The sequence below is a fragment of the Azospirillum oryzae genome (assembly GCF_008364795.1).
GTDB lineage: Bacteria > Pseudomonadota > Alphaproteobacteria > Azospirillales > Azospirillaceae > Azospirillum > Azospirillum oryzae.
On sequence record NZ_VTTM01000002.1, the window covers coordinates 891,723 to 908,488 of the forward strand.

21 protein-coding genes are annotated in these 16,766 nt (G+C 66.9%); 12 read left to right on the forward strand and 9 right to left on the reverse strand.

Annotation, left to right across the window (positions count from 1 at the left end; all coding sequences use genetic code 11):
• Positions 1 to 99: 99 nt before the first annotated feature.
• From FZ938_RS10265 to FZ938_RS10275, 3 genes are read right to left on the reverse strand one after another with little or no spacing between them, the layout of a single operon-like run.
• Positions 100 to 609 (reverse strand): flagellar basal-body protein, encoded by a 510-nt coding sequence (locus FZ938_RS10265; RefSeq protein ID WP_149198389.1) that lies wholly within the window; start codon positions 607 to 609, stop codon positions 100 to 102.
• On the reverse strand, positions 602 to 973 hold the full coding sequence (locus FZ938_RS10270; RefSeq protein WP_246457820.1) for a rod-binding protein: 372 nt from the start codon (positions 971 to 973) through the stop codon (positions 602 to 604). The genes FZ938_RS10265 and FZ938_RS10270 overlap by 8 nt, the downstream gene beginning before the upstream one ends.
• A gap of 5 nt (positions 974 to 978) precedes the next feature.
• Positions 979 to 2,121, reverse strand: a complete 1,143-nt coding sequence (locus tag FZ938_RS10275) for a flagellar basal body P-ring protein FlgI (protein ID WP_149198391.1) — start codon at positions 2,119 to 2,121, stop codon at positions 979 to 981.
• A 230-nt stretch (positions 2,122 to 2,351) separates the two neighbouring features.
• On the opposite strand from FZ938_RS10275, the gene FZ938_RS10280 reads away from it, so the two are divergent.
• Both FZ938_RS10280 and dksA read left to right on the forward strand, forming a co-directional pair.
• Complete coding sequence (locus FZ938_RS10280) at positions 2,352 to 2,777, forward strand: flagellar assembly protein FliX (RefSeq protein ID WP_149198392.1); 426 nt, start codon at positions 2,352 to 2,354, stop codon at positions 2,775 to 2,777.
• Between the two features lie 256 nt (positions 2,778 to 3,033).
• Positions 3,034 to 3,453, forward strand: coding sequence for an RNA polymerase-binding protein DksA (gene dksA / locus FZ938_RS10285; protein WP_012974451.1), 420 nt, complete (start codon positions 3,034 to 3,036; stop codon positions 3,451 to 3,453).
• A gap of 128 nt (positions 3,454 to 3,581) precedes the next feature.
• Here dksA and ybaL read toward each other — a convergent pair whose 3' ends face one another.
• On the reverse strand, positions 3,582 to 5,279 hold the full coding sequence (ybaL, locus tag FZ938_RS10290) for a YbaL family putative K(+) efflux transporter (protein ID WP_149198393.1): 1,698 nt from the start codon (positions 5,277 to 5,279) through the stop codon (positions 3,582 to 3,584).
• Between the two features lie 35 nt (positions 5,280 to 5,314).
• On the opposite strand from ybaL, the gene FZ938_RS10295 reads away from it, so the two are divergent.
• Together FZ938_RS10295 and FZ938_RS10300 are read left to right on the forward strand one after the other, a co-directional pair.
• A complete protein-coding gene (locus tag FZ938_RS10295) occupies positions 5,315 to 5,662 on the forward strand; it encodes a helix-turn-helix transcriptional regulator (RefSeq protein ID WP_246457822.1) in 348 nt (115 codons plus the stop codon).
• A 100-nt stretch (positions 5,663 to 5,762) separates the two neighbouring features.
• A complete protein-coding gene (locus tag FZ938_RS10300; protein WP_149198394.1) occupies positions 5,763 to 5,981 on the forward strand; it encodes a DUF6494 family protein in 219 nt (72 codons plus the stop codon).
• A 4-nt stretch (positions 5,982 to 5,985) separates the two neighbouring features.
• Here the strand turns inward: FZ938_RS10300 and FZ938_RS10305 are convergent, their stop codons facing one another.
• The gene (locus FZ938_RS10305) at positions 5,986 to 6,951 is read right to left on the reverse strand and encodes an ATP-grasp domain-containing protein (RefSeq protein ID WP_174757269.1); all 966 of its coding nucleotides are present in this window, start codon (positions 6,949 to 6,951) and stop codon (positions 5,986 to 5,988) included.
• A 324-nt stretch (positions 6,952 to 7,275) separates the two neighbouring features.
• Here FZ938_RS10305 and FZ938_RS10310 point away from each other — a divergent pair, with 324 nt between their 5' ends.
• From FZ938_RS10310 to FZ938_RS10320, 4 genes are all read left to right on the forward strand, one after another.
• A complete protein-coding gene (locus FZ938_RS10310; RefSeq protein WP_149198396.1) occupies positions 7,276 to 7,422 on the forward strand; it encodes a DUF1289 domain-containing protein in 147 nt (48 codons plus the stop codon).
• Between the two features lie 86 nt (positions 7,423 to 7,508).
• Positions 7,509 to 7,667, forward strand: a complete 159-nt coding sequence (locus FZ938_RS30510) for a hypothetical protein (RefSeq protein ID WP_174757271.1) — start codon at positions 7,509 to 7,511, stop codon at positions 7,665 to 7,667.
• A 171-nt stretch (positions 7,668 to 7,838) separates the two neighbouring features.
• Positions 7,839 to 8,837, forward strand: a complete 999-nt coding sequence (locus FZ938_RS10315) for a linear amide C-N hydrolase (RefSeq protein ID WP_149198397.1) — start codon at positions 7,839 to 7,841, stop codon at positions 8,835 to 8,837.
• A gap of 477 nt (positions 8,838 to 9,314) precedes the next feature.
• The gene (locus tag FZ938_RS10320; RefSeq protein ID WP_149198398.1) at positions 9,315 to 9,506 is read left to right on the forward strand and encodes a hypothetical protein; all 192 of its coding nucleotides are present in this window, start codon (positions 9,315 to 9,317) and stop codon (positions 9,504 to 9,506) included.
• A gap of 220 nt (positions 9,507 to 9,726) precedes the next feature.
• Here the strand turns inward: FZ938_RS10320 and flgH are convergent, their stop codons facing one another.
• The 4 genes from flgH to flgF are packed head-to-tail and all read right to left on the reverse strand — an operon-like array spanning position 9,727 to position 12,895.
• A complete protein-coding gene (flgH, locus tag FZ938_RS10325) occupies positions 9,727 to 10,491 on the reverse strand; it encodes a flagellar basal body L-ring protein FlgH (RefSeq protein WP_149198399.1) in 765 nt (254 codons plus the stop codon).
• A gap of 13 nt (positions 10,492 to 10,504) precedes the next feature.
• On the reverse strand, positions 10,505 to 11,296 hold the full coding sequence (gene flgA, locus FZ938_RS10330; RefSeq protein WP_149198400.1) for a flagellar basal body P-ring formation chaperone FlgA: 792 nt from the start codon (positions 11,294 to 11,296) through the stop codon (positions 10,505 to 10,507).
• Positions 11,297 to 11,356: 60 nt separating this feature from the next.
• Positions 11,357 to 12,142, reverse strand: a complete 786-nt coding sequence (gene flgG, locus FZ938_RS10335) for a flagellar basal-body rod protein FlgG (protein ID WP_149198401.1) — start codon at positions 12,140 to 12,142, stop codon at positions 11,357 to 11,359.
• Positions 12,143 to 12,172: 30 nt separating this feature from the next.
• Positions 12,173 to 12,895, reverse strand: coding sequence for a flagellar basal-body rod protein FlgF (flgF, locus tag FZ938_RS10340; RefSeq protein ID WP_149198402.1), 723 nt, complete (start codon positions 12,893 to 12,895; stop codon positions 12,173 to 12,175).
• Between the two features lie 488 nt (positions 12,896 to 13,383).
• Between flgF and FZ938_RS10345 the strand changes: the two genes are divergently transcribed.
• Genes FZ938_RS10345 through FZ938_RS10360 form a run of 4 tightly spaced genes read left to right on the forward strand, consistent with a single transcriptional unit; the run spans position 13,384 to position 16,664 of the window.
• Positions 13,384 to 13,932, forward strand: coding sequence for a flagellar basal body-associated FliL family protein (locus tag FZ938_RS10345; RefSeq protein WP_149198403.1), 549 nt, complete (start codon positions 13,384 to 13,386; stop codon positions 13,930 to 13,932).
• Positions 13,933 to 13,960: 28 nt separating this feature from the next.
• A complete protein-coding gene (gene fliM / locus FZ938_RS10350; protein WP_085089732.1) occupies positions 13,961 to 15,034 on the forward strand; it encodes a flagellar motor switch protein FliM in 1,074 nt (357 codons plus the stop codon).
• The gene (locus FZ938_RS10355) at positions 15,031 to 15,684 is read left to right on the forward strand and encodes a DUF6468 domain-containing protein (RefSeq protein ID WP_149198404.1); all 654 of its coding nucleotides are present in this window, start codon (positions 15,031 to 15,033) and stop codon (positions 15,682 to 15,684) included. The genes fliM and FZ938_RS10355 overlap by 4 nt, the downstream gene beginning before the upstream one ends.
• Positions 15,681 to 16,664, forward strand: a complete 984-nt coding sequence (locus FZ938_RS10360) for a MotE family protein (RefSeq protein ID WP_149198405.1) — start codon at positions 15,681 to 15,683, stop codon at positions 16,662 to 16,664. Before FZ938_RS10355 ends, FZ938_RS10360 begins: the two co-directional genes overlap by 4 nt.
• The last annotated feature ends 102 nt before the right edge of the window (positions 16,665 to 16,766 follow it).

Below are 16,766 nucleotides of genomic sequence, written 5' to 3' on the forward strand. Positions count from 1 at the left end.
GCCCGCTCCCAAGGATAAAGCCCGCAAAGAAAAAGGCCGCCCCGATGGCAGGGCGGCCGTCCGAAACGTCTCGGCAGTCACGGATGAAGGCGGTTTGGATCAAAGCCGGGTGTTCAGCGCCGCAGACGTACGCGGCCCGCTGGGCGGCGGGGAATAGCCGCGGCCCCCGCCCATGTGGGCGGCATAGGCGGTGGTCGGCGCCTTTTGCTGGCGGGTGATGACGGTGACGACGGTGTCGACCATCACCTTCTGCGCCTCGCCGCCGATGCGCAGGGCCTCTGCATTGTCGGCGGTGGCGGCATAGAGCTTGCCGGTCGCGTCCTTCAGCGCGGTCTTCATCTCCTGCGGCAAACCCATCAGCCCGTCGCGGTCGACGCGCAACATGCGGCTGATCTCTTCATAGACCAGCGTCATCGGCTGCTTGTCCTTGACGATCTGGGCCAACTCCTTGGCCGGGCGGCGGGCACGGACGGCGGCGGCCTCGCGCTCCAACAGCGCGGTCAGGCGGCCCATCAGCTCGACCAGCGCCACCGCGCGTTCCTGCGCGTTCTTCGGCAGGTTGGCGGCCGGCTTGGCAGGCTGGGGGAAACGGACGTCGACCTTATCCATGGCTGGCCTCCTGGGCGCGAAGAAGCTCTGCGTAAACCTGTTTGGCGATGCCGAAGCCGCCGCGCTGGGTGATCTGTTTGCCGAACTGCTCGACCAGCATCGGCCGGAACATTTCCTCGCCGCGCCCGCCGCCGAATGTCTCGTCGGTCTGGATCCCCTCGAACATCGGGCTCAGCATCTGCGACACGAACTGGCTCTCGAACTCGTTGGCGGACTTGCGCAGCTGGGCAAGCTTTGCCGGGTCGGTCTTGGCCTCCAGATCGGAAATCTTTGCCAGGGTCCGCACGCCGAACCCTGCGGCCTGGGCGCGCTCGACAAGCGAGGAACTGCGCGGGGTCGAAGCGGCGGAAAGGGCGGGGCTCATGGACATCAGATCACCTCGATCTCGGCTTGCAGGGCTCCCGCGGCTTTGATCGACTGGAGAATGGCGATCATGTCCCGCGGACCCACCCCAAGCGCATTCAAGGACTGTACCAACTCCTGCAACGTCACCCCGGCATTCATCACGGCGAGGCGGTTGTTGGACTGTTCGTCGACCTGGATGTCGGTGCGCGGCACCACCGCGGTCTGGCCCTGGCTGAACGGGCCGGGCTGGCTGACCTGCGGGGTTTCGGTGATGCGGATGGTCAGGTTGCCCTGGGCGATGGCGACGGTGGAGATGCGGACGTTCTCGCCCATCACGATGACGCCGGATTTCTCATCCACCACCACGCGGGCGACCTGATCGGGGGTGATGCGCAGCTGTTCGATCTCCGTCACCAGCCCCACCACGTCGCCGCGGCGCGTCTCCGGAACGTTGATGAGGACGGAGGCCGGGTCGGTCGCCTGGGCGCGGTTTCCGCGCAGCTGGATGTTGATGGCGGTCGCCACACGCTGGGCGGTGGTGAAGTCCGGATTGCGCAAGGACAGCCGCAGCACCGGCAGCTCGGCCAGCGAGAATTGGATTTCCCGCTCCACGATCGCGCCGGAGGAGATGCGGCCGGAGGTCGGCACGCCGCGGGTCACGCTGGCGCCCTGGCCCTGGGCAGTGAAGCCCGAGACCGCGATCGGCCCCTGCGCCACCGCATAGACCTCGCCGTCGGCGCCCATCATTGGGGTGACCAGCAGGGTGCCGCCCAGCAGGCTCTTGGAGTCGCCCATCGCCGACACGGTCACGTCGATGCGCGTGCCCTGCGCCGCATAGGCGCCCAGCGTCGCCGTCACCATCACCGCCGCAACGTTCTTGGTGCGCAGGTTGGTGCCGCGGGTGTTGACGCCCATCCGTTCCAGCATGCCGGTCAGGCTCTGCTCGGTGAAGGGCGAGTTGTTCAGGCTGTCGCCGGTGCCGTTCAGACCCACCACGAGGCCATAGCCGATCAGCATGTTGTCGCGCACGCCCTCGACATCCACGATGTCCTTGATACGGGCGGACGCGGCCAATGCCGGTGCGGCCGGGACACCGAACGCCAGCAGGGCGGTCAGCACGGCCAGGACGGCACGGCGGCGCAGAAGGCGAAGGGCGGTGGGAAGCATGACGCGGACACTCCTGAACTCGTGCCCATCCCTATACAAACGCCGTGCCAGACGACGGAAACGGCAGCAATCCGCGCTTGTCCTTAAAAACGTCCCGAAGATGGCGCCTTTCGGTCACAGCCGACCGGCAAATTTTGCCCGATTGCGGCAAACCTTGACCGGATGTTAAGGTTGGTCCATCTACAGTGCGCGCGTTTACGCATCCTTTACTGCAAACGGTTGCACGGATCATGAAAGTCGAAGGCACCGGAAACATACGCGGCAGCGGTTCGGTCCGCCGCACCGGCAAGGCCGAAGGCTCGTCCGGCGCCGCGTTCTCCAAGCAATTGGTGGGGGAGGCGGGCTCGGCGCACGGCGTCAGCGGCGCCGCCGCCACCGCCGGGGTTTCGGGCGTGCTGGCCTTGCAGGAGGTCGATGCGACCGACGACGCCACCGCGCGTGCGTCGCGCGGCAAGATGCGGGCGGAAGAGATGCTCGACCGGCTGGAGGAAATCCAGCACGGCCTGCTGTCGGGCACCCTGTCGATGCAGAAGCTGGTCGATCTGGCCAAGGTGGTGCAGACGCGCCGCGCCCAGGTCGACGATCCCGGTCTGGCTGAAATCCTCGACGAAATCGACCTGCGGGCGCAGGTCGAACTGGCGAAGCTCACCTCCTGAGCCTTCCCGGGCAGGTGGGCCGATCCCCCGATGCCGTTCGCCTGCAGTCAGGCGGGGCAGGGCGCGGCCCGACCCACGGTCCCATGCCCCGATGGGGTAGTGGTACGGCGCGGCCAATGTGCCACTCTGACAAATCTTTTTTATTCCAATGGCTTGTTTGGTCGTTGCGGGGGCGAACCAATGGGTTGCGGTCCCGACGTGGCGTGCCTATACTCCGCGCCGCCCGGATCACCCCTTTTTCGCTGGATGCTTTCGGATGACGTCGCCGCTTCTGCCCCAGAACTATTCCCCGTCGGAAGACGAGGAGTTCATGAACCCGATCATGCGGGAGTATTTCCGCCAGAAGCTGCTGCGCTGGCGCGCGGAGCTTCTTGCGGAATCGACCGGCACGCTGAACAGCCTCCAGGAAGGCGGTATCCAGGAACCGGATATCGCCGACCGCGCCTCGGCGGAGACCGACCGCGCGCTGGAACTGCGCACCCGTGACCGCGAACGCAAGCTGATCTCCAAGATCGACGCCGCGCTTGAGCGTCTGGTCGACGGCAGCTACGGCTACTGCGAGGAGACGGGCGACCCCATCTCCGTGCGGCGGCTGGATGCCCGCCCGATCGCGACGCTGAGCCTGGAGGCCCAGGAGCGTCACGAGCGGATGGAACGGACCCAGCGCGACGACTGACGCCGCGCCGTCTTCCGGAAGGTCGCGGCCATCCCGGCGCCGGTCGCCGGGATAGGGAGCGTGTGCTTTGCCGGAAGTTGCACCGACGGATTTGAAAGCGCCGGTCCCCGACCGGCGCTTTCGTCGTTTCAGGTCGTCGCCAGCACTCCGGCTTCATCCGCCCCGTCCCCGTCCCCGTCCCCAGCGGCGCGGCCGGCATAGTCGATCATCCGCCGGGCGATCTCGCGTTCGCCCATGAAGACGGCGTCGGCGCCGGTACGGTCGAGAAGCTCCACGGCCTCGTCGCTATGGGCGCGGGCGGCGATGGCGACCGACGGATTCACCGATCGGGCCTGCTGGACGACTCCGCCGCCCTCCAGCGCGTCGGGAACCGTGACCAGCAGCAGCGAGGCGCCCTGCACCCCGGCGCGCTCCAGGATTCCGGCGGCATTGGCATTTCCGTAGACCGCCCGCACGCCAGCCGCCTGCAGGCCTTTCACCCGTTCGCGCTGAAGGTCGATCACCACCAGCGGCCGGTCTTCCGCCTGCAGGGCCTGCGTAACGTAGCGGCCGACCCGCCCATGGCCGACGATGATGACATGGCCGCTCAAGGCCTGATAATCGCGCAGCTCCGGCGCGGTGTCGGCCGGTGGCAGCGGCTCCGCCTCGTCCGGGAACAGGCGCTGGACCGCGGCGAACAGCAGCGGGTTGGCGGTGATCGACAGCAGGGCGCCCGCCAGGATAAGCCCCTGGCCTTCTTCCGGCAGGATGCCGAGCTGCATGCCCAAAGCCACCAGGATGAAGGAGAACTCGCCGATCTGCGCCAGACTGACCGCCACCGTCACCGCCGTGCGCAGCGGATAGCGGAACAGCAGGACGAGACCGAAGGCCGCCGCCGACTTGCCCAGCAGAATGATCGCCAGCGTCGCCAGCACCGCCCAGGGCGACCGGGTCAGAACCGACGGATCGAACAGCATGCCGACCGACACGAAGAACAGCACGGCGAAGGCGTCCTGCAAGGGCAGGGTCTGTTCCGCCGCGCGGTGACTGAGATCGGATTCGTTCAGCACCATTCCGGCAAAGAAGGCGCCCAGCGCGAAGGACACGCTGAACAGGGTGGCGGAGCCATAGGCGATGCCGAGCGCCAGCGCCAGGACGCACAGGGTGAACAGCTCGCGCGAACCGGTGCGGGCGATGCGCTCCAGCACCCAGGGGACGATCCGCCGGCCGCCGACCAGCATCAGGGCGACGAAGAGCGCCACCTTCCCCAACGTCCACGCCAGCGACAACAGCACCTCGCCGTCCAGCCCGCCGCCGCTTTCCAGCATGCGGGACACCGGCGGCAGCAGCACCAGCGCCAGCACCATCGCCAGATCCTCGACGATCAGCCAGCCGATGGCGATCCGCCCGCGTTCGGTTCGGAACAGGTTCAACTGCTCCAGCGCGCGCAGCAGCACCACCGTGCTCGCCACCGACAGGGCCAGTCCGAACACCAGCCCGGCCGCCAGATTCCAGCCCAGGAAACTGGCCAATGCCCATCCCATCGCCGTCGCGATGGCGATCTGCACCACCGCTCCGGGTACCGCTATCGCCCGCACCTTCATCAGGTCGTCCAGCGAGAAATGCAGCCCCACGCCGAACATCAGCAGGATCACCCCGATCTCCGCCAACTGCGACGCCAACTGCATGTCGCCGACGAAGCCCGGCGTGAAGGGACCGATGGCGACGCCGGCAAGCAGGTATCCCACCAGCGGCGAAAGGCGCAGCCGGTGGGCCAAGGCGCCGAAGACGAAGGCCAGGACGATGGCGGCCACCATGGTGGCGATCAGGGGAACGTGATGGGGCATGCGGCGGCATCTCCGGCGGCAGGGGAAGGGCGCGGATGGAACTTGGATTCCGGGGTGGTCGCGCTCATATTGTGGTGGAAATGGTCAATTTCAACGCTTGTGGCCGAGCTTTTCCGGGGAAAAATATGCTTACGAAAGGTGTTTTGACTCCGGGGCTGTGCCGTGCGGCCCGGGGCTTCCTCGACTGGACGCAGGAGGAGCTTGCGGAGCGGGCGACGGTCTCCCGCGGGACCATCCGCGACTTCGAAAAGGGGCGCCACGCCTTGCACCGAAGCACCGAAACCCTGCTGGCCGCGGCCTTCACCACCGCCGGCCTGCTGCTGGTCGCGCGGGAGGACGGGGGGCCGGGTGTGCTCCATCCTGGCGAATTGCCGCCCGAATAAGGGCCCCGAATAAGGACAGGGACGGCCAGGGAACCAACGCCGCTCTCCAGCGGTTCGGAACGGCACGCGTGACAGCGGTTCCCAACCCGGAGGAACGGACATGGACAATGAGACCTTCAACCTCGACCTGCGCAAATTCCTCAAGCAGGTCGGCGTTACCTCCCAGCGGGAGATCGAACTAGCGGTCGGCCGCGCGCTGGCGGAAGGGCGGCTGGACGGAGTGAAGTCCCTGCCGGTCCGCATGGTGCTGACGGTCGACGGCATCGACCTGACGCACGAGGTTACCGGCGAACTCTCGCTGGACCAGCCGCCGCGATAACCGGTCAGGCGGGGTTCAACTGCGGTGTGATGTTCAGGATTGCCGCGGTCATCCGCCGTTCGGTCCAAGGCACGTCATGGTGGGCCGCGGTCAGATAGCGGCTTTTGGCATCGCGGACCCATTCCGCCGGGAACAGGGCGACCGCTTTGCCTGAGGTCCGGCCGAACGCACCTTCATAGGGCGCCCCCTTCAGCGCGCAGGCCATCGCCCGACACAGGTCGCTGCCCGCCAGACTGCCGAGATGGGTGGTCTGGGTCGGACGGGCGTTGAACTCCAGGAAAACGGGCGGGCCGCCATCCTCCGGCAGGATGGCGTCGATGCCGCCGAAGCCGGAGTAGCGCGTCAATTCCACCATTCGGCGGGCCATGTCCATCAGGTCAGGAAGGTCCGCCAGTTCAATCACCGAGGCGGGGCCGAAAGGTTCCGGCTGGTGCTGCAGGACGGTATAGGCGAAGCCCTCCAGCATCCGTCCGCCCAGCGCGCAGAAGGACACCGACGCCGCCCGCCCGCGCACGAACTCCTGCGCGACGACCCGCCGGCCGCCCGGAAAGGCGCTCATCTGCTCCAGTTCCGTCACCAGTTCGGTCGCGTGCCGGGCGTCGGACGCAAGAAAAACCCCGCGGCCGGCGGAACTGCCGTCGAATTTCAGCAGAAGCGGCGCTCCGAGGGCGGACAGGTCGTTTGGGACGATGCGCCGCGGATCGACCAAGACCTGACGTGGCGTCCGGATGCCGGCCTCCGCCATGAGTTCCACGCAGCGCGAACGCTCCTCTTCCCAGCAGACGCCGCCGTACCAGCCCTGGAGGAACCGCAGCCTGTGTGCATCGGCGCTATCCTCCGCCACCCGTTCGAGCAGCCGCCCGGCCGAGCCGAGCACCTGGACAGCGCTTTCCTCGCAACCGATGATGATGTCCGCATGCAACTGCGCCGCCGCACGCGCGGCGGTGACCGTCAGGTCGTCGACCGGCATTCCCGGGTCGAAAGTGTGCCTGCCGTCGACATGGTCGCTGAATTCAAGCAGGGAATTCCGGGGGAAGATCGCAAAGACGCGAAATCCTGCCGCTTTCAGCGCGGCGGGCATTCTTGCGGTGCCGTGACGATACATCGCGCAGGACACCAGCAATGCCGTTGGCATAAATACCCTCACAGGGTGTGGATAGAGCGAATGCTTTATACTCTGGGCATGTCGACCGCAACCCATTCCGCCTATGCCCCCGACCCCGACGCTTGAGATGGAATCTGCTTTCCGATAGGCATGGGTCCGCACCGCCAACCGTAAGGAAAGCCTGCTGCCATGAGCGACGATCCCGATTGCCTGGGCATGTGCGCCATTGACGGCGACGTCTGTACCGGCTGCGGCCGAACGCTGGACCAGATCAATGCGGCCCTGGACCGTGCCGAAGGCGAAAGCGACGGCGAGACCGCCCGTCCGCCCGCCTGAAACAGCCGGCCTTCTCCCGCGACGATCTCCGGCCACCGCTGTTTCCTCCTCATCGCCAGTCGGAAAAACGACCGAGGAGCAGCAAGATGGCCGACCAGCCCAACCAGAATCCAGCCGACGCCGACCGCAGCGAATCGCCGCAGAAGCCTGCCGACAAGGCCGGTGGCGGCAAGATCAGCCGCGTCACCGAGAAGGCCCAGGAGGAGGCGGCCAAGGAGCGCGCCCGCGAAGGTGGCTATCAGTAGGCGGACACCGGCAGTAGGCGGACACCGGCCGAAGGCAGGACGGCCCGGCTCCCGGCGAGGGAGGCCGGGCCGTTTCGTTTTGGGTGGTGTGGAGCCGCGGATTGTTTTTGAAATGGATTGTTGTATTGTTATGTTCCCGCTTGGCGATGTAATCAGGCGGGAAAAACAACCATGTGCACGGATTTTCTGATCGGGGCGGCTGATGGAACGATCGTCAACGGCCGCAGCATGGAGTTCGGCATCGACCTGAAGGGCACCCTGATCGTAAGGGCGCCGGGCAAATCGGCCGGACTGGTTGGATGGCTGGAGGACAAGCTCCATCTGGTCCCGAAATACGGCTATGTCGGCGTGACCTCATTCGGTCTGCCCATTTGCTCCGATGGCGTGAACAGCCAAGGCCTGTCCACCGGCGCGCTTTGGCTGCCCGGATCGGAGTATCAGGCGCCCGACTCCAAGGCGACGAACGTCTTCTGCGGGTTCTTCGTCGATTGGCTTCTGGGCAACTGCGCCACGGTGGCGGAGGTCCGGCAGGCGCTGGAAAGCGGCGCGGTCCGGGTCGTCGGCGACCAGTGGGTGGCGAAGGCCGGGCCGTTGCATTTCCCGGTTCACGATGCCGCCGGCAACAGCATCGTCATCGAATTCCTGGGCGGTCAGCCGGTCATCAGCGACAACCCGGTGAAGGTGCTGACCAACCTGCCGACCTTCTCCTGGCATCTGACCAATCTGCAGAACTATGTCAACCTGACCCCTTGGGATGCGGACCCGATGACCGTCGGCGATCTGACCGTCTCCCGTCCCGGCCATGGGACCGGGCTGGCCGGCCTTCCCGGCAACGCCACGCCGCCCGCCCGCTTCATCCGCACGGCTCTTCTGAAGCAACTCGCCGATCAGCCCGCGACCGCAGCCGAGGCGCAGAGCCTGGCCTTCCACCTGCTGAACGCCGTCGACATCCCCAAGGGCACGGTGCGCGCCCGCAAGTCCGACGGGGCCGTGGAATGCGACTATACCCAGTGGGTGGTGGTGAAGGACCTGACCGACCGCGTCCTCTCCATCCGCATGGCCGCCTCGCCGCTCGCCTGGAGCCTGGACCTGAAGACGGTGGATTTCGAGAGCATGAACGGCCGGCAGATCGCCATTCCGACCACGATGGCGAACCCGCTGCCGGTGTGAAGACGCCCGCGACGGCGGACTTTGCCGCACTCCAACCCGTCGGGTTCCACCGTGGCGGTTTTCTGCTCCGGAACGGCGGAGGCGGTGCATGCGGCCCGGGGGCACGCCACACTTCCCGTAACGGTCGGCGGAATCCCGCCCACCGAACCGGACCGGCGGTTTCCCGGTTGTCCGGGCCGCAAGCGCCACCAGCATACACCCGTCGGGCGGCCTCGCCCGCCACCGCCGATCCCACCGCAGATGATCCAATTCAGAATGGAAGGCTGCGTCCGCAAAGGCCTTGTCATCGCCGCCGGCATGATCGTGCTGGTTTTGTGAAGCACGCGACATCGGATGGCGGGCTTGGAGCGTAGGGTCATCCTCGACCTGCCGACCATGGGAGTGCTTACCACCGCCACCTGACGGAATGGTGGGGCGGCAAACTTCCAGGCGGGCAGAGTGGACCAATCACACCAACGCTGTTCGAGGAGACGAACGATGACGAGCGATCTCGCCCTGTCCCGGAGCATCGTCAACGCGGCTGACCTGATCGACTGCGTTGCCCAGCGCGAGGCTTACCGCCGCGCCACCGAACTTATCGGACCGTCGTTGGGGCGCATCGGCGGCAACATGGCAGTCGGAATGATGGATGGTTTCACCGCGCTGCCGCAGCCTTCGCTTGAAGGCTGAACCGGTGGCGCTGGTCGTCTTCATCGAGGAACAGCGGCCCGGCAACATCGCCCCGGCACAACCCACCGGGCGGCAGCAATTGCCGACCCGCCCGCAACGCGCGGAGCTTGCGTTATCGATGCCAATGCCGGCGACGTTCGCGACAACCCGCAAGAGAGCCGGGCCATGAGGGAATTCCTCCCCCATGGCCCAACTTCCGCAACCGTTAGGCAGGGCGTCCTCAGAACGGCATGATGATGTCGTACAGCTGCTGGCCGTAGCGCGGCTGCTGGACGTCGGTGATCTGGCCGCGGCCGCCGTAGGAGATGCGGGCCTCGGCGATCTTCTCGTAGCTGATGGTGTTCTGCGCGGTGATGTCCTCGGGGCGGATCACGCCGTGGATTTGCAGGTCGCGCAGTTCGTAATTCACGCGGACTTCCTGGTGCCCCTGGATGACCAGGTTGCCGTTGGGCAGGGTCTGGGTCACCAGCGCCGCCACCTTCAGCTCGATCTTCTCGTTGCGGTCGACCGAGCCCTTGCCGTCGTTCGAGGTGTCGCTCGACAGGTCCACCAGGCTGGCGGCCGAGGCGCCGGCCGGCAGGACGCGGCTCAGCGTGGCGCCTTCCAGGCCGAACAGGTTCGGCATGCCGGCCTTTTCGGTGTTGGCGCGCGACCGCTTGCTCTCGTTCGACAGCTTGGCCTGGTCGGCGATGGAGATGTTGATGGTCAGGATGTCGCCGACCTTGGCCGCGCGCTGGTCCTTGAAGAAGGCCTTCGCGCCGGTCCGCCACAGCGAGTTCGGATTGCGCTCCGTCGGCAGCGGGGTCGGCATCGGCAGGCTGACCGGCTGGTAGCCGGTGCGGGCCTGCGGGTCCTGGATGCTGCTCATCTCCGGAGCCTTGCCGATGTCGGCGATGCGCGAAGCGGCGCCGCAGGCGGTCAGCGAGGTGGCGGCGGCGGCGATCATCGCGAAGCGGATCAGGCGGGTGGTCTTGGTGGCGTACATTGGAGCTTTCTCCTTACTGCGCGATGATGCCGGGCTTTGCCACGGCGACGACGTTGGGGCCTGCGACCGTCGCTTCGACGATGCGGTTGGATTGGGTGTTCACGACGCGGATGACCTCGCCCTTGCCGCCGTCCTGCAGGGCCTTGCCCTGGGTGGTCAGCGTCATGGCGGGGGTGGTCAGGGTGATGGTGACCATCGAGCCCTTGTCGACCATGCGCGGCGATTGCAGGTCGCGCAGGCGGACCGGCTGGTTGGTCGACACGCCGCGCTTCGGCGTCATGCCGATCAGCTGCGCGTCGGTGGCGGCGGTGTCGCTGGTGGTCTGGTCGGCACGCACGTCCTGCCAGTCGATGTCGCCCGGGCCGATGATGTCGCCGGGGATGATCCGGCGCGACAGCACCGGGATCTGCACCACGCCGAAGGCGCGGCCCGAAACCGGCAGACGGACCTGGCTGCCGGTCACCACGATCTCCGCCGCGAAGCGGCCCTGGACCGGACTGTAATAGAGATTCTCCACCGCCAGCCCGCCGGCGCCCTGCGGCGCGCGCAGTTCCACCGCGCGGCTGTCCAGCTCCATCTGCAGCCGGCCGGCGGTGATGACCCGCGACAGCGCGTCGGACAGAACAGCCTCGACATGCGGCATGCCATAGACCACGTCGGGCGCCGGACCGGAGCCCGCTACGGTCGCCGTCGACACCGACGCCGCGGCTGCCGGCGCCATGCCGACGCCCATGACCGGAACGGTCATCAGGGCGGCGCCGAGGATCAGGGCGGGAAGGCGGCGGGTGGCGAGGTGGCGGATCATGGCGGTGGTTCCCGATGTGAAGGCTGAAGCGAAGCGCCGGCAGCGTTGCGTCACGCGGCGTTACTTCATCTGGCTGGCCTGCTGCATCATCTCGTCGGTGGTCTTGATGACCTTTGAATTCATCTCGTAGGCGCGCTGGGCGGTGATCAGGGTGGTGATCTCCTGCACGACGTTGACGTTGGAGGTCTCCAGCGCGCCCTGGGTGACGCGGCCGAAACCGGGGCCGCCGGGGTTTCCGGTCACCGCCTGGCCGGACGCGCCGGATTCCATGAACAGGTTGTCGCCGGTGGCTTCCAGGCCGGCGGCGTTGGCGAAGGTGGCGAGTTGGAGCTGGCCGACATTCTGCGTCGCCGTCTGGCCGTCCAGCTTCACCAGCACCTCGCCCGACGAGTTGATGGAGATGTCCACCGCGTTGGTCGGGATGGTGATGTTCGGTTGGACCGGATAGCCGTCGGCGGTGACGATCACGCCTTCCGGCGACAGCTTGAAGTTGCCGGCGCGGGTATAGGCGGTGTCGCCGCTGGGCAGCGTCACCTGGAAGTAGCCCGAGCCGTTGATCGCCACGTCCAGCTTGTTGTCGGTGATGTTCAGGTTGCCCTGTTCCAGCACGCGGGCCACCGCGGCGACACGCACGCCGGCACCCACCTGCACGCCGGTCGGCACCACGGTGCCGGCATCCGACGAGGTCGAGCCGATACGGCGGAAATTCTGGTACAACAGGTCCTGGAACTCGGCCCGCTGCTTCTTGTAGCCGGTGGTGGTCGAGTTGGCGATGTTGTTGGAGATCGTCTCGACGTTGAGCTGCTGGGCGATCATGCCGGTGGCGCCGATGGCGAGGCTGCGCATTGTGGTCTTCTCCTCTCGTCGTCGGTCTGGTTAGGCGCTACGGCCCAGACGCTGGATCATCGTGCGGATACGTTCGTGCTCGTTTTCGATCATCCGCTGGGCGGACATGTACTGACGCTGGATTTCGATCATCTGCGTCATCTCGACCACGGGCTTCACGTTCGAACCTTCTAGCAAACCCTGTGCCACTTTCGTCTCGGCCGGGGCCGGCTCCGGCTGCTCGTCGCTGACGTACAGGCCGTTGCCGACCTCGGTCATCAGCTGCTCGTTCTTGAAGGTGACGATGTTCAGCTTGCCGACCGGGCCCAGTTCGGTGGCGACGGTGCCGTCGCCGCTGACCTTCACGTCGCCGGTGCCGGCCGGGATGGTGATGGGCTGGCCATTGTTGGCAAGGACCGGCAGGCCGCCGGCATCCACCAGCTGGCGCTGGTCGTTCAGGCGGAAATTGCCGGCTCGGGTGTAGCGGGGGCCGCTGGCGGTATCGACGGTAAAGTAACCCTGGCCGGTCAGCGCCAGATCCAGCGGGTTGCCGGTCTGGGTCATGGCGCCGTTGGCGAGGTCGCGCACCACCGCGCGGTCCTGGACGAAGCTGACCTTCTCGTGCAGGCCGGGCTTTTCCAGGAATTCGGTGAACATCATCCGCTGGTTCTTGTAGCCGGTCGTGTTCATGTTCGCGATGTTGTTCGACGTCACGTCCAGCTGGCGTTGCAGCGCCATCTGGCGCGACAGGGCGACGTAGATCGAATTTTCCATCTTGCGGCCTCTTCACCTTGCGAACGGATCGGGCGACAGCGTCCGACCGGCGAAAAGGGTGTTGCAGGCGGCGTGCCAACTTCGGCAAGCGCTGGGAATCCGGGGAGTCCGGGCAAGGCGGGGGCATTCCCGCCGAATGGGGCAGGCGATGCCGGGCAGAATCTGCCGGGGTAGGGGCGCTCCTTGCCGGGTTGGACCGGGCAAGACTCTCCCGTTCCCGCCGCATGGTCGGTGCGGCGGGGCGATGGACCACGGCCCCGCCGGTCCCAGGGGGATCGCGGGCGGTCACGGTCGGACTCCGGACGCGGAGTGCCAAGCAGCCCCAATCAAGAACCGTGCCGAAAAGGTGACAGAGGGGGGAAACCTGCCCGTCCGGGGCGGTCCATTCCCCACTCGAAAGGAGTTATTAACTATCCCAAAAGTAGCTTTGACCGTGTCAGGCGGCGCATGCCTGAGCCGTTGCGTACCTCGAACGATCCCAGGATGTCATGGCTGCCGAAACCGACGCCGGTGAACTGACCGACGGCCTGCCCCGGAAGAAATTCAGCGGCAAGAAACTGGTCCTGTTCGTCGTTCTTCCCCTGGTCCTGCTGATCGGCGCCGGTGCCGGCGTCTATTTCTCCGGCCTGCTCGACAGCTTTCTGGGGAAGGAGAAGCCGGCGGAGGAGGGCGAACACGCCGCCGCCGAGGGTGAGCACGGGGCGGAGCCCGGCAAGGCCGATCCGCATGCGGCACCGATCTTCTATGATCTGCCGGACATGTTGGTGAACCTGAACACCGGCAACAAGCGTCCGGCCTTCCTGAAGATCAAGATCTCCATCCAGCTGTCGAAGCCGGAGGATGTCGGTGCGGTGGAGCATGTGCTGCCGCGCATCATCGACAATTTCCAGGTCTACCTGCGCGAATTGCGGCTGGAGGACCTGCGCGGGTCGGCCGGCATGTACCGGCTGCGCCAGGAACTGCTGCTGCGCATCACCGCCGCCGCTTTTCCGGTGAAGGTGAAGGACGTGCTGTTCAAGGAAATGCTGGTCCAGTGAGGGCCCGGGCAGCTGGGGATAAGGGCCGATGAGCGACACCGGTGAACTGAGCGAAGAGGAACGCCTTGCCGCCGAGTGGGCGGCATTGGCCGAGGACAGCGGCGATGTCGGCGACATGGGCGGCGGCGGTTCGACGCGCGTCCTGAACCAGGACGAGATCGACAGCCTGCTGGGCTTCGACCAGGGTGGTGCCGGCGACGGCGACAACTCCGGCATCATGGCGCTGGTCAACTCGGCGCTGGTCAACTACGAACGCCTGCCCATGCTGGAGGTGGTCTTCGACCGCCTCGTCCGCATGATGTCGACGTCTCTGCGCAACTTCACCTCCGACAACGTCGAGGTCAGCCTCGACCAGATTTCCTCGGTCCGCTTCGGCGATTACCTAAACTCCATCCCGCTGCCGGCGATGCTGTCGGTCTTCAAGGCGGAGGAGTGGGACAATTACGGCCTGATGGTCGTCGATTCCGCCCTGATCTATTCCATCGTCGACGTGCTTCTGGGCGGCCGGCGCGGCACGGCGGCGATGCGCATCGAAGGCCGTCCCTACACCACCATCGAACGCAACCTCGTGGAACGCATGGTCCATGTGGTGCTGTCCGACCTGTCCGCCGCCTTCGATCCGCTGTCGCCCGTCACCTTCCGCTTCGACCGGCTGGAGACCAACCCGCGCTTCGCCACCATCGCGCGGCCGGCCAACGCGGCGGTGCTGGTCAAGCTGCGCATCGACATGGAGGATCGCGGCGGCCGGCTGGAGCTGATGATCCCCTATGCGACGCTGGAGCCGGTGCGTGAACTGCTGCTCCAGATGTTCATGGGCGAGAAGTTCGGCCGTGACTCGATCTGGGAAACCCACCTGGCCTCGGAACTGATGGTGACGGACGTCGATCTGTCGGCCGTGCTGGACGAGGTGACGATGACCCTGCACGACGTGCTGAACTGGCGCGTCGGCACCCGCATCCTGCTGAACGCCACCCCCGACGGCGCCATCGAGCTGCGCTGCGGCGACGTGTCGATGTTCCAGGGGCGGATGGGGCGCAAGGGCGGGCACATCGCCGTCCGCCTGGAAAAGGAACTGCCCAAGCAGGAGGTCATGAGGCTATGAGTCCGCTGGTCTCCATCATCATCGACGTCGTGATGGTCGGCCTGCTGGCCGCGACCATCGCCTATGCGATCATCCTGAACCGGCAGATCATCGCGCTGCGCGAGAGCCGCGGCGAGATGGCCGAACTGATCCAGGGCCTCAACGACGCGATGGCGCGGGCGGAGACCGGTGTCCGCACGTTGAAGAAGGCGGCCAGCGACACCGGCGAGGATCTCCAGCGCACCGTCAACAAGGCGCAGACCCTGCGCGACGAGCTGGAATTCATGATCGAGGCCGCCGACGCGCTGGCCAACCGGCTGGGCAACGTCGGCGACCGCGATGGCGGGCGTGATGCCGGCCGGCGCGACAGCGGGCGTGATGGTGGCCGCTCCACCGCGGTGGCTCCGGCACTGGCGTCGCGCGCCCCTGCCAAGGCGCCGCTGGTGGCGCCGCGCCCGGCCCTGCGCAGCCTGCCGGTCGAGGACGACCATGACCATGACGACCACGCCCCGCCGCCGGCGCGGCTGGACGCGCCGCCGCGCCGCGCCGTCGCCCGCGCCGAACCGCCGGCCGAGGCGCGCGACCCCATCACCCGGGATGGCGAGAGCCTGTCCAGGGCTGAACGTGAACTGCTGCAGGCGATCGAGAATGCCGGCAAGGGACTTGGATGACCATGCGCACCAATGACGGCAAGCCCGCCCCGGCGGGCGGCGAACCCAAGGTCGTGATCCGCCCGGCCGGAGCCGCCCCGACCGGCGTCCGCACGTCGCCCACGCTCGCCGCCCAGCAGGCGCAATTGCCGGCGGTGCGTCCCGCAACCGGCAAGGTCCCGGCCAAGGCTTCGGCGAAGAAGGGCAAGGCCAAGGCGCGCAAGCCGGCGACGCCCCGCGTTCCGCTGACCGAGCGGCTGCGCGCCCGCGCGCGCAATTTCCGCTTCCGCCTGCTGCCGCTGACCATCTTCGTGGCGGTGATGATGCTGGGGGTGCGCGTCGGCGACCTGTGGCGCCTCGCCACCCACGACGCCCGCCTGCCGGACTTCCCGGTCACGCTCGCCCAGGGACCGCAAAGCTCGACTCCGGCGACGCCGCCCACTCAGATGCCACCGGGTCAGCCGCCGTCCGCCACGACGAAGCCGGCCGGCAAGGACGCGCCGCCGGCGCCCGGCGGGGCGAGCGGCCCGGCGAATGCTCCTGCCGCCAACGCGCCGCTGGCGCCGCTCGGCCCCATCGACAACCAGGAACTTCTGCAGCATTTCGCCGAGCGCCGCGCCGAGATCGAGCGCCGCACCAAGGAGATGGAACAGCGCGAAGCCCTGCTGGCCGCCGCCGAGAAGCGGATCGAGCAGAAGGTGGCGGAGATGGAGAAGACCAAGTCCGACATCCAGAAGCTGATGGCCCAGGGTGACGAGAAGCAGTCGGCCCAGTTGGAAAGCTTGGTGAAAATCTACGAGACGATGAAGCCGAAGGAAGCCGCCCGCATCTTCGAGGAACTCGACATGCCGGTGCTGCTGGGCGTCATCCAGAAGATGAAGGAACAGAAGACCGCCCCGATCCTGGCCGCCATGGATCCGGTGAAGGCCAAGGAGGTTACCTCGGCCCTGGTCGAACGCCGCGTGCCGCTGTCGGCGACGGTCACGGCGCCAGCGAAGTAATTGCCCCCGCCCTAACCCTCCCCCGCTGGGCGGGGGAGGGGATAAGTGCTTGCGTGCGAAAGTACTTTCGGGAAGAGCGGCGGCAGTCCCTCCCCCACCCAG

What these genes read in the sequence shown, in the direction of transcription:
- flgG (WP_149198401.1), bottom strand. Translation starts at nt 12,142, where the DNA reads ATGCGCAGCCTCGCCATCGGCGCCACCGGCATGATCGCCCAGCAGCTC.
- FZ938_RS10315 (WP_149198397.1), top strand. Translation starts at nt 7,839, where the DNA reads ATGTGCACGGATTTTCTGATCGGGGCGGCTGATGGAACGATCGTCAAC.
- FZ938_RS10265 (WP_149198389.1), bottom strand. Translation starts at nt 609, where the DNA reads ATGGATAAGGTCGACGTCCGTTTCCCCCAGCCTGCCAAGCCGGCCGCC.
- FZ938_RS10300 (WP_149198394.1), top strand. Translation starts at nt 5,763, where the DNA reads ATGGACAATGAGACCTTCAACCTCGACCTGCGCAAATTCCTCAAGCAG.
- FZ938_RS30510 (WP_174757271.1), top strand. Translation starts at nt 7,509, where the DNA reads ATGGCCGACCAGCCCAACCAGAATCCAGCCGACGCCGACCGCAGCGAA.
- FZ938_RS10280 (WP_149198392.1), top strand. Translation starts at nt 2,352, where the DNA reads ATGAAAGTCGAAGGCACCGGAAACATACGCGGCAGCGGTTCGGTCCGC.
- FZ938_RS10355 (WP_149198404.1), top strand. Translation starts at nt 15,031, where the DNA reads ATGAGTCCGCTGGTCTCCATCATCATCGACGTCGTGATGGTCGGCCTG.
- flgF (WP_149198402.1), bottom strand. Translation starts at nt 12,895, where the DNA reads ATGGAAAATTCGATCTACGTCGCCCTGTCGCGCCAGATGGCGCTGCAA.
- FZ938_RS10310 (WP_149198396.1), top strand. Translation starts at nt 7,276, where the DNA reads ATGAGCGACGATCCCGATTGCCTGGGCATGTGCGCCATTGACGGCGAC.
- FZ938_RS10360 (WP_149198405.1), top strand. Translation starts at nt 15,681, where the DNA reads ATGACCATGCGCACCAATGACGGCAAGCCCGCCCCGGCGGGCGGCGAA.
- FZ938_RS10295 (WP_246457822.1), top strand. Translation starts at nt 5,315, where the DNA reads ATGGAACTTGGATTCCGGGGTGGTCGCGCTCATATTGTGGTGGAAATG.
- flgH (WP_149198399.1), bottom strand. Translation starts at nt 10,491, where the DNA reads ATGTACGCCACCAAGACCACCCGCCTGATCCGCTTCGCGATGATCGCC.
- FZ938_RS10345 (WP_149198403.1), top strand. Translation starts at nt 13,384, where the DNA reads ATGGCTGCCGAAACCGACGCCGGTGAACTGACCGACGGCCTGCCCCGG.
- ybaL (WP_149198393.1), bottom strand. Translation starts at nt 5,279, where the DNA reads ATGCCCCATCACGTTCCCCTGATCGCCACCATGGTGGCCGCCATCGTC.
- FZ938_RS10320 (WP_149198398.1), top strand. Translation starts at nt 9,315, where the DNA reads ATGACGAGCGATCTCGCCCTGTCCCGGAGCATCGTCAACGCGGCTGAC.
- fliM (WP_085089732.1), top strand. Translation starts at nt 13,961, where the DNA reads ATGAGCGACACCGGTGAACTGAGCGAAGAGGAACGCCTTGCCGCCGAG.
- FZ938_RS10275 (WP_149198391.1), bottom strand. Translation starts at nt 2,121, where the DNA reads ATGCTTCCCACCGCCCTTCGCCTTCTGCGCCGCCGTGCCGTCCTGGCC.
- dksA (WP_012974451.1), top strand. Translation starts at nt 3,034, where the DNA reads ATGACGTCGCCGCTTCTGCCCCAGAACTATTCCCCGTCGGAAGACGAG.
- flgA (WP_149198400.1), bottom strand. Translation starts at nt 11,296, where the DNA reads ATGATCCGCCACCTCGCCACCCGCCGCCTTCCCGCCCTGATCCTCGGC.
- FZ938_RS10270 (WP_246457820.1), bottom strand. Translation starts at nt 973, where the DNA reads ATGAGCCCCGCCCTTTCCGCCGCTTCGACCCCGCGCAGTTCCTCGCTT.
- FZ938_RS10305 (WP_174757269.1), bottom strand. Translation starts at nt 6,951, where the DNA reads ATGCCGGTCGACGACCTGACGGTCACCGCCGCGCGTGCGGCGGCGCAG.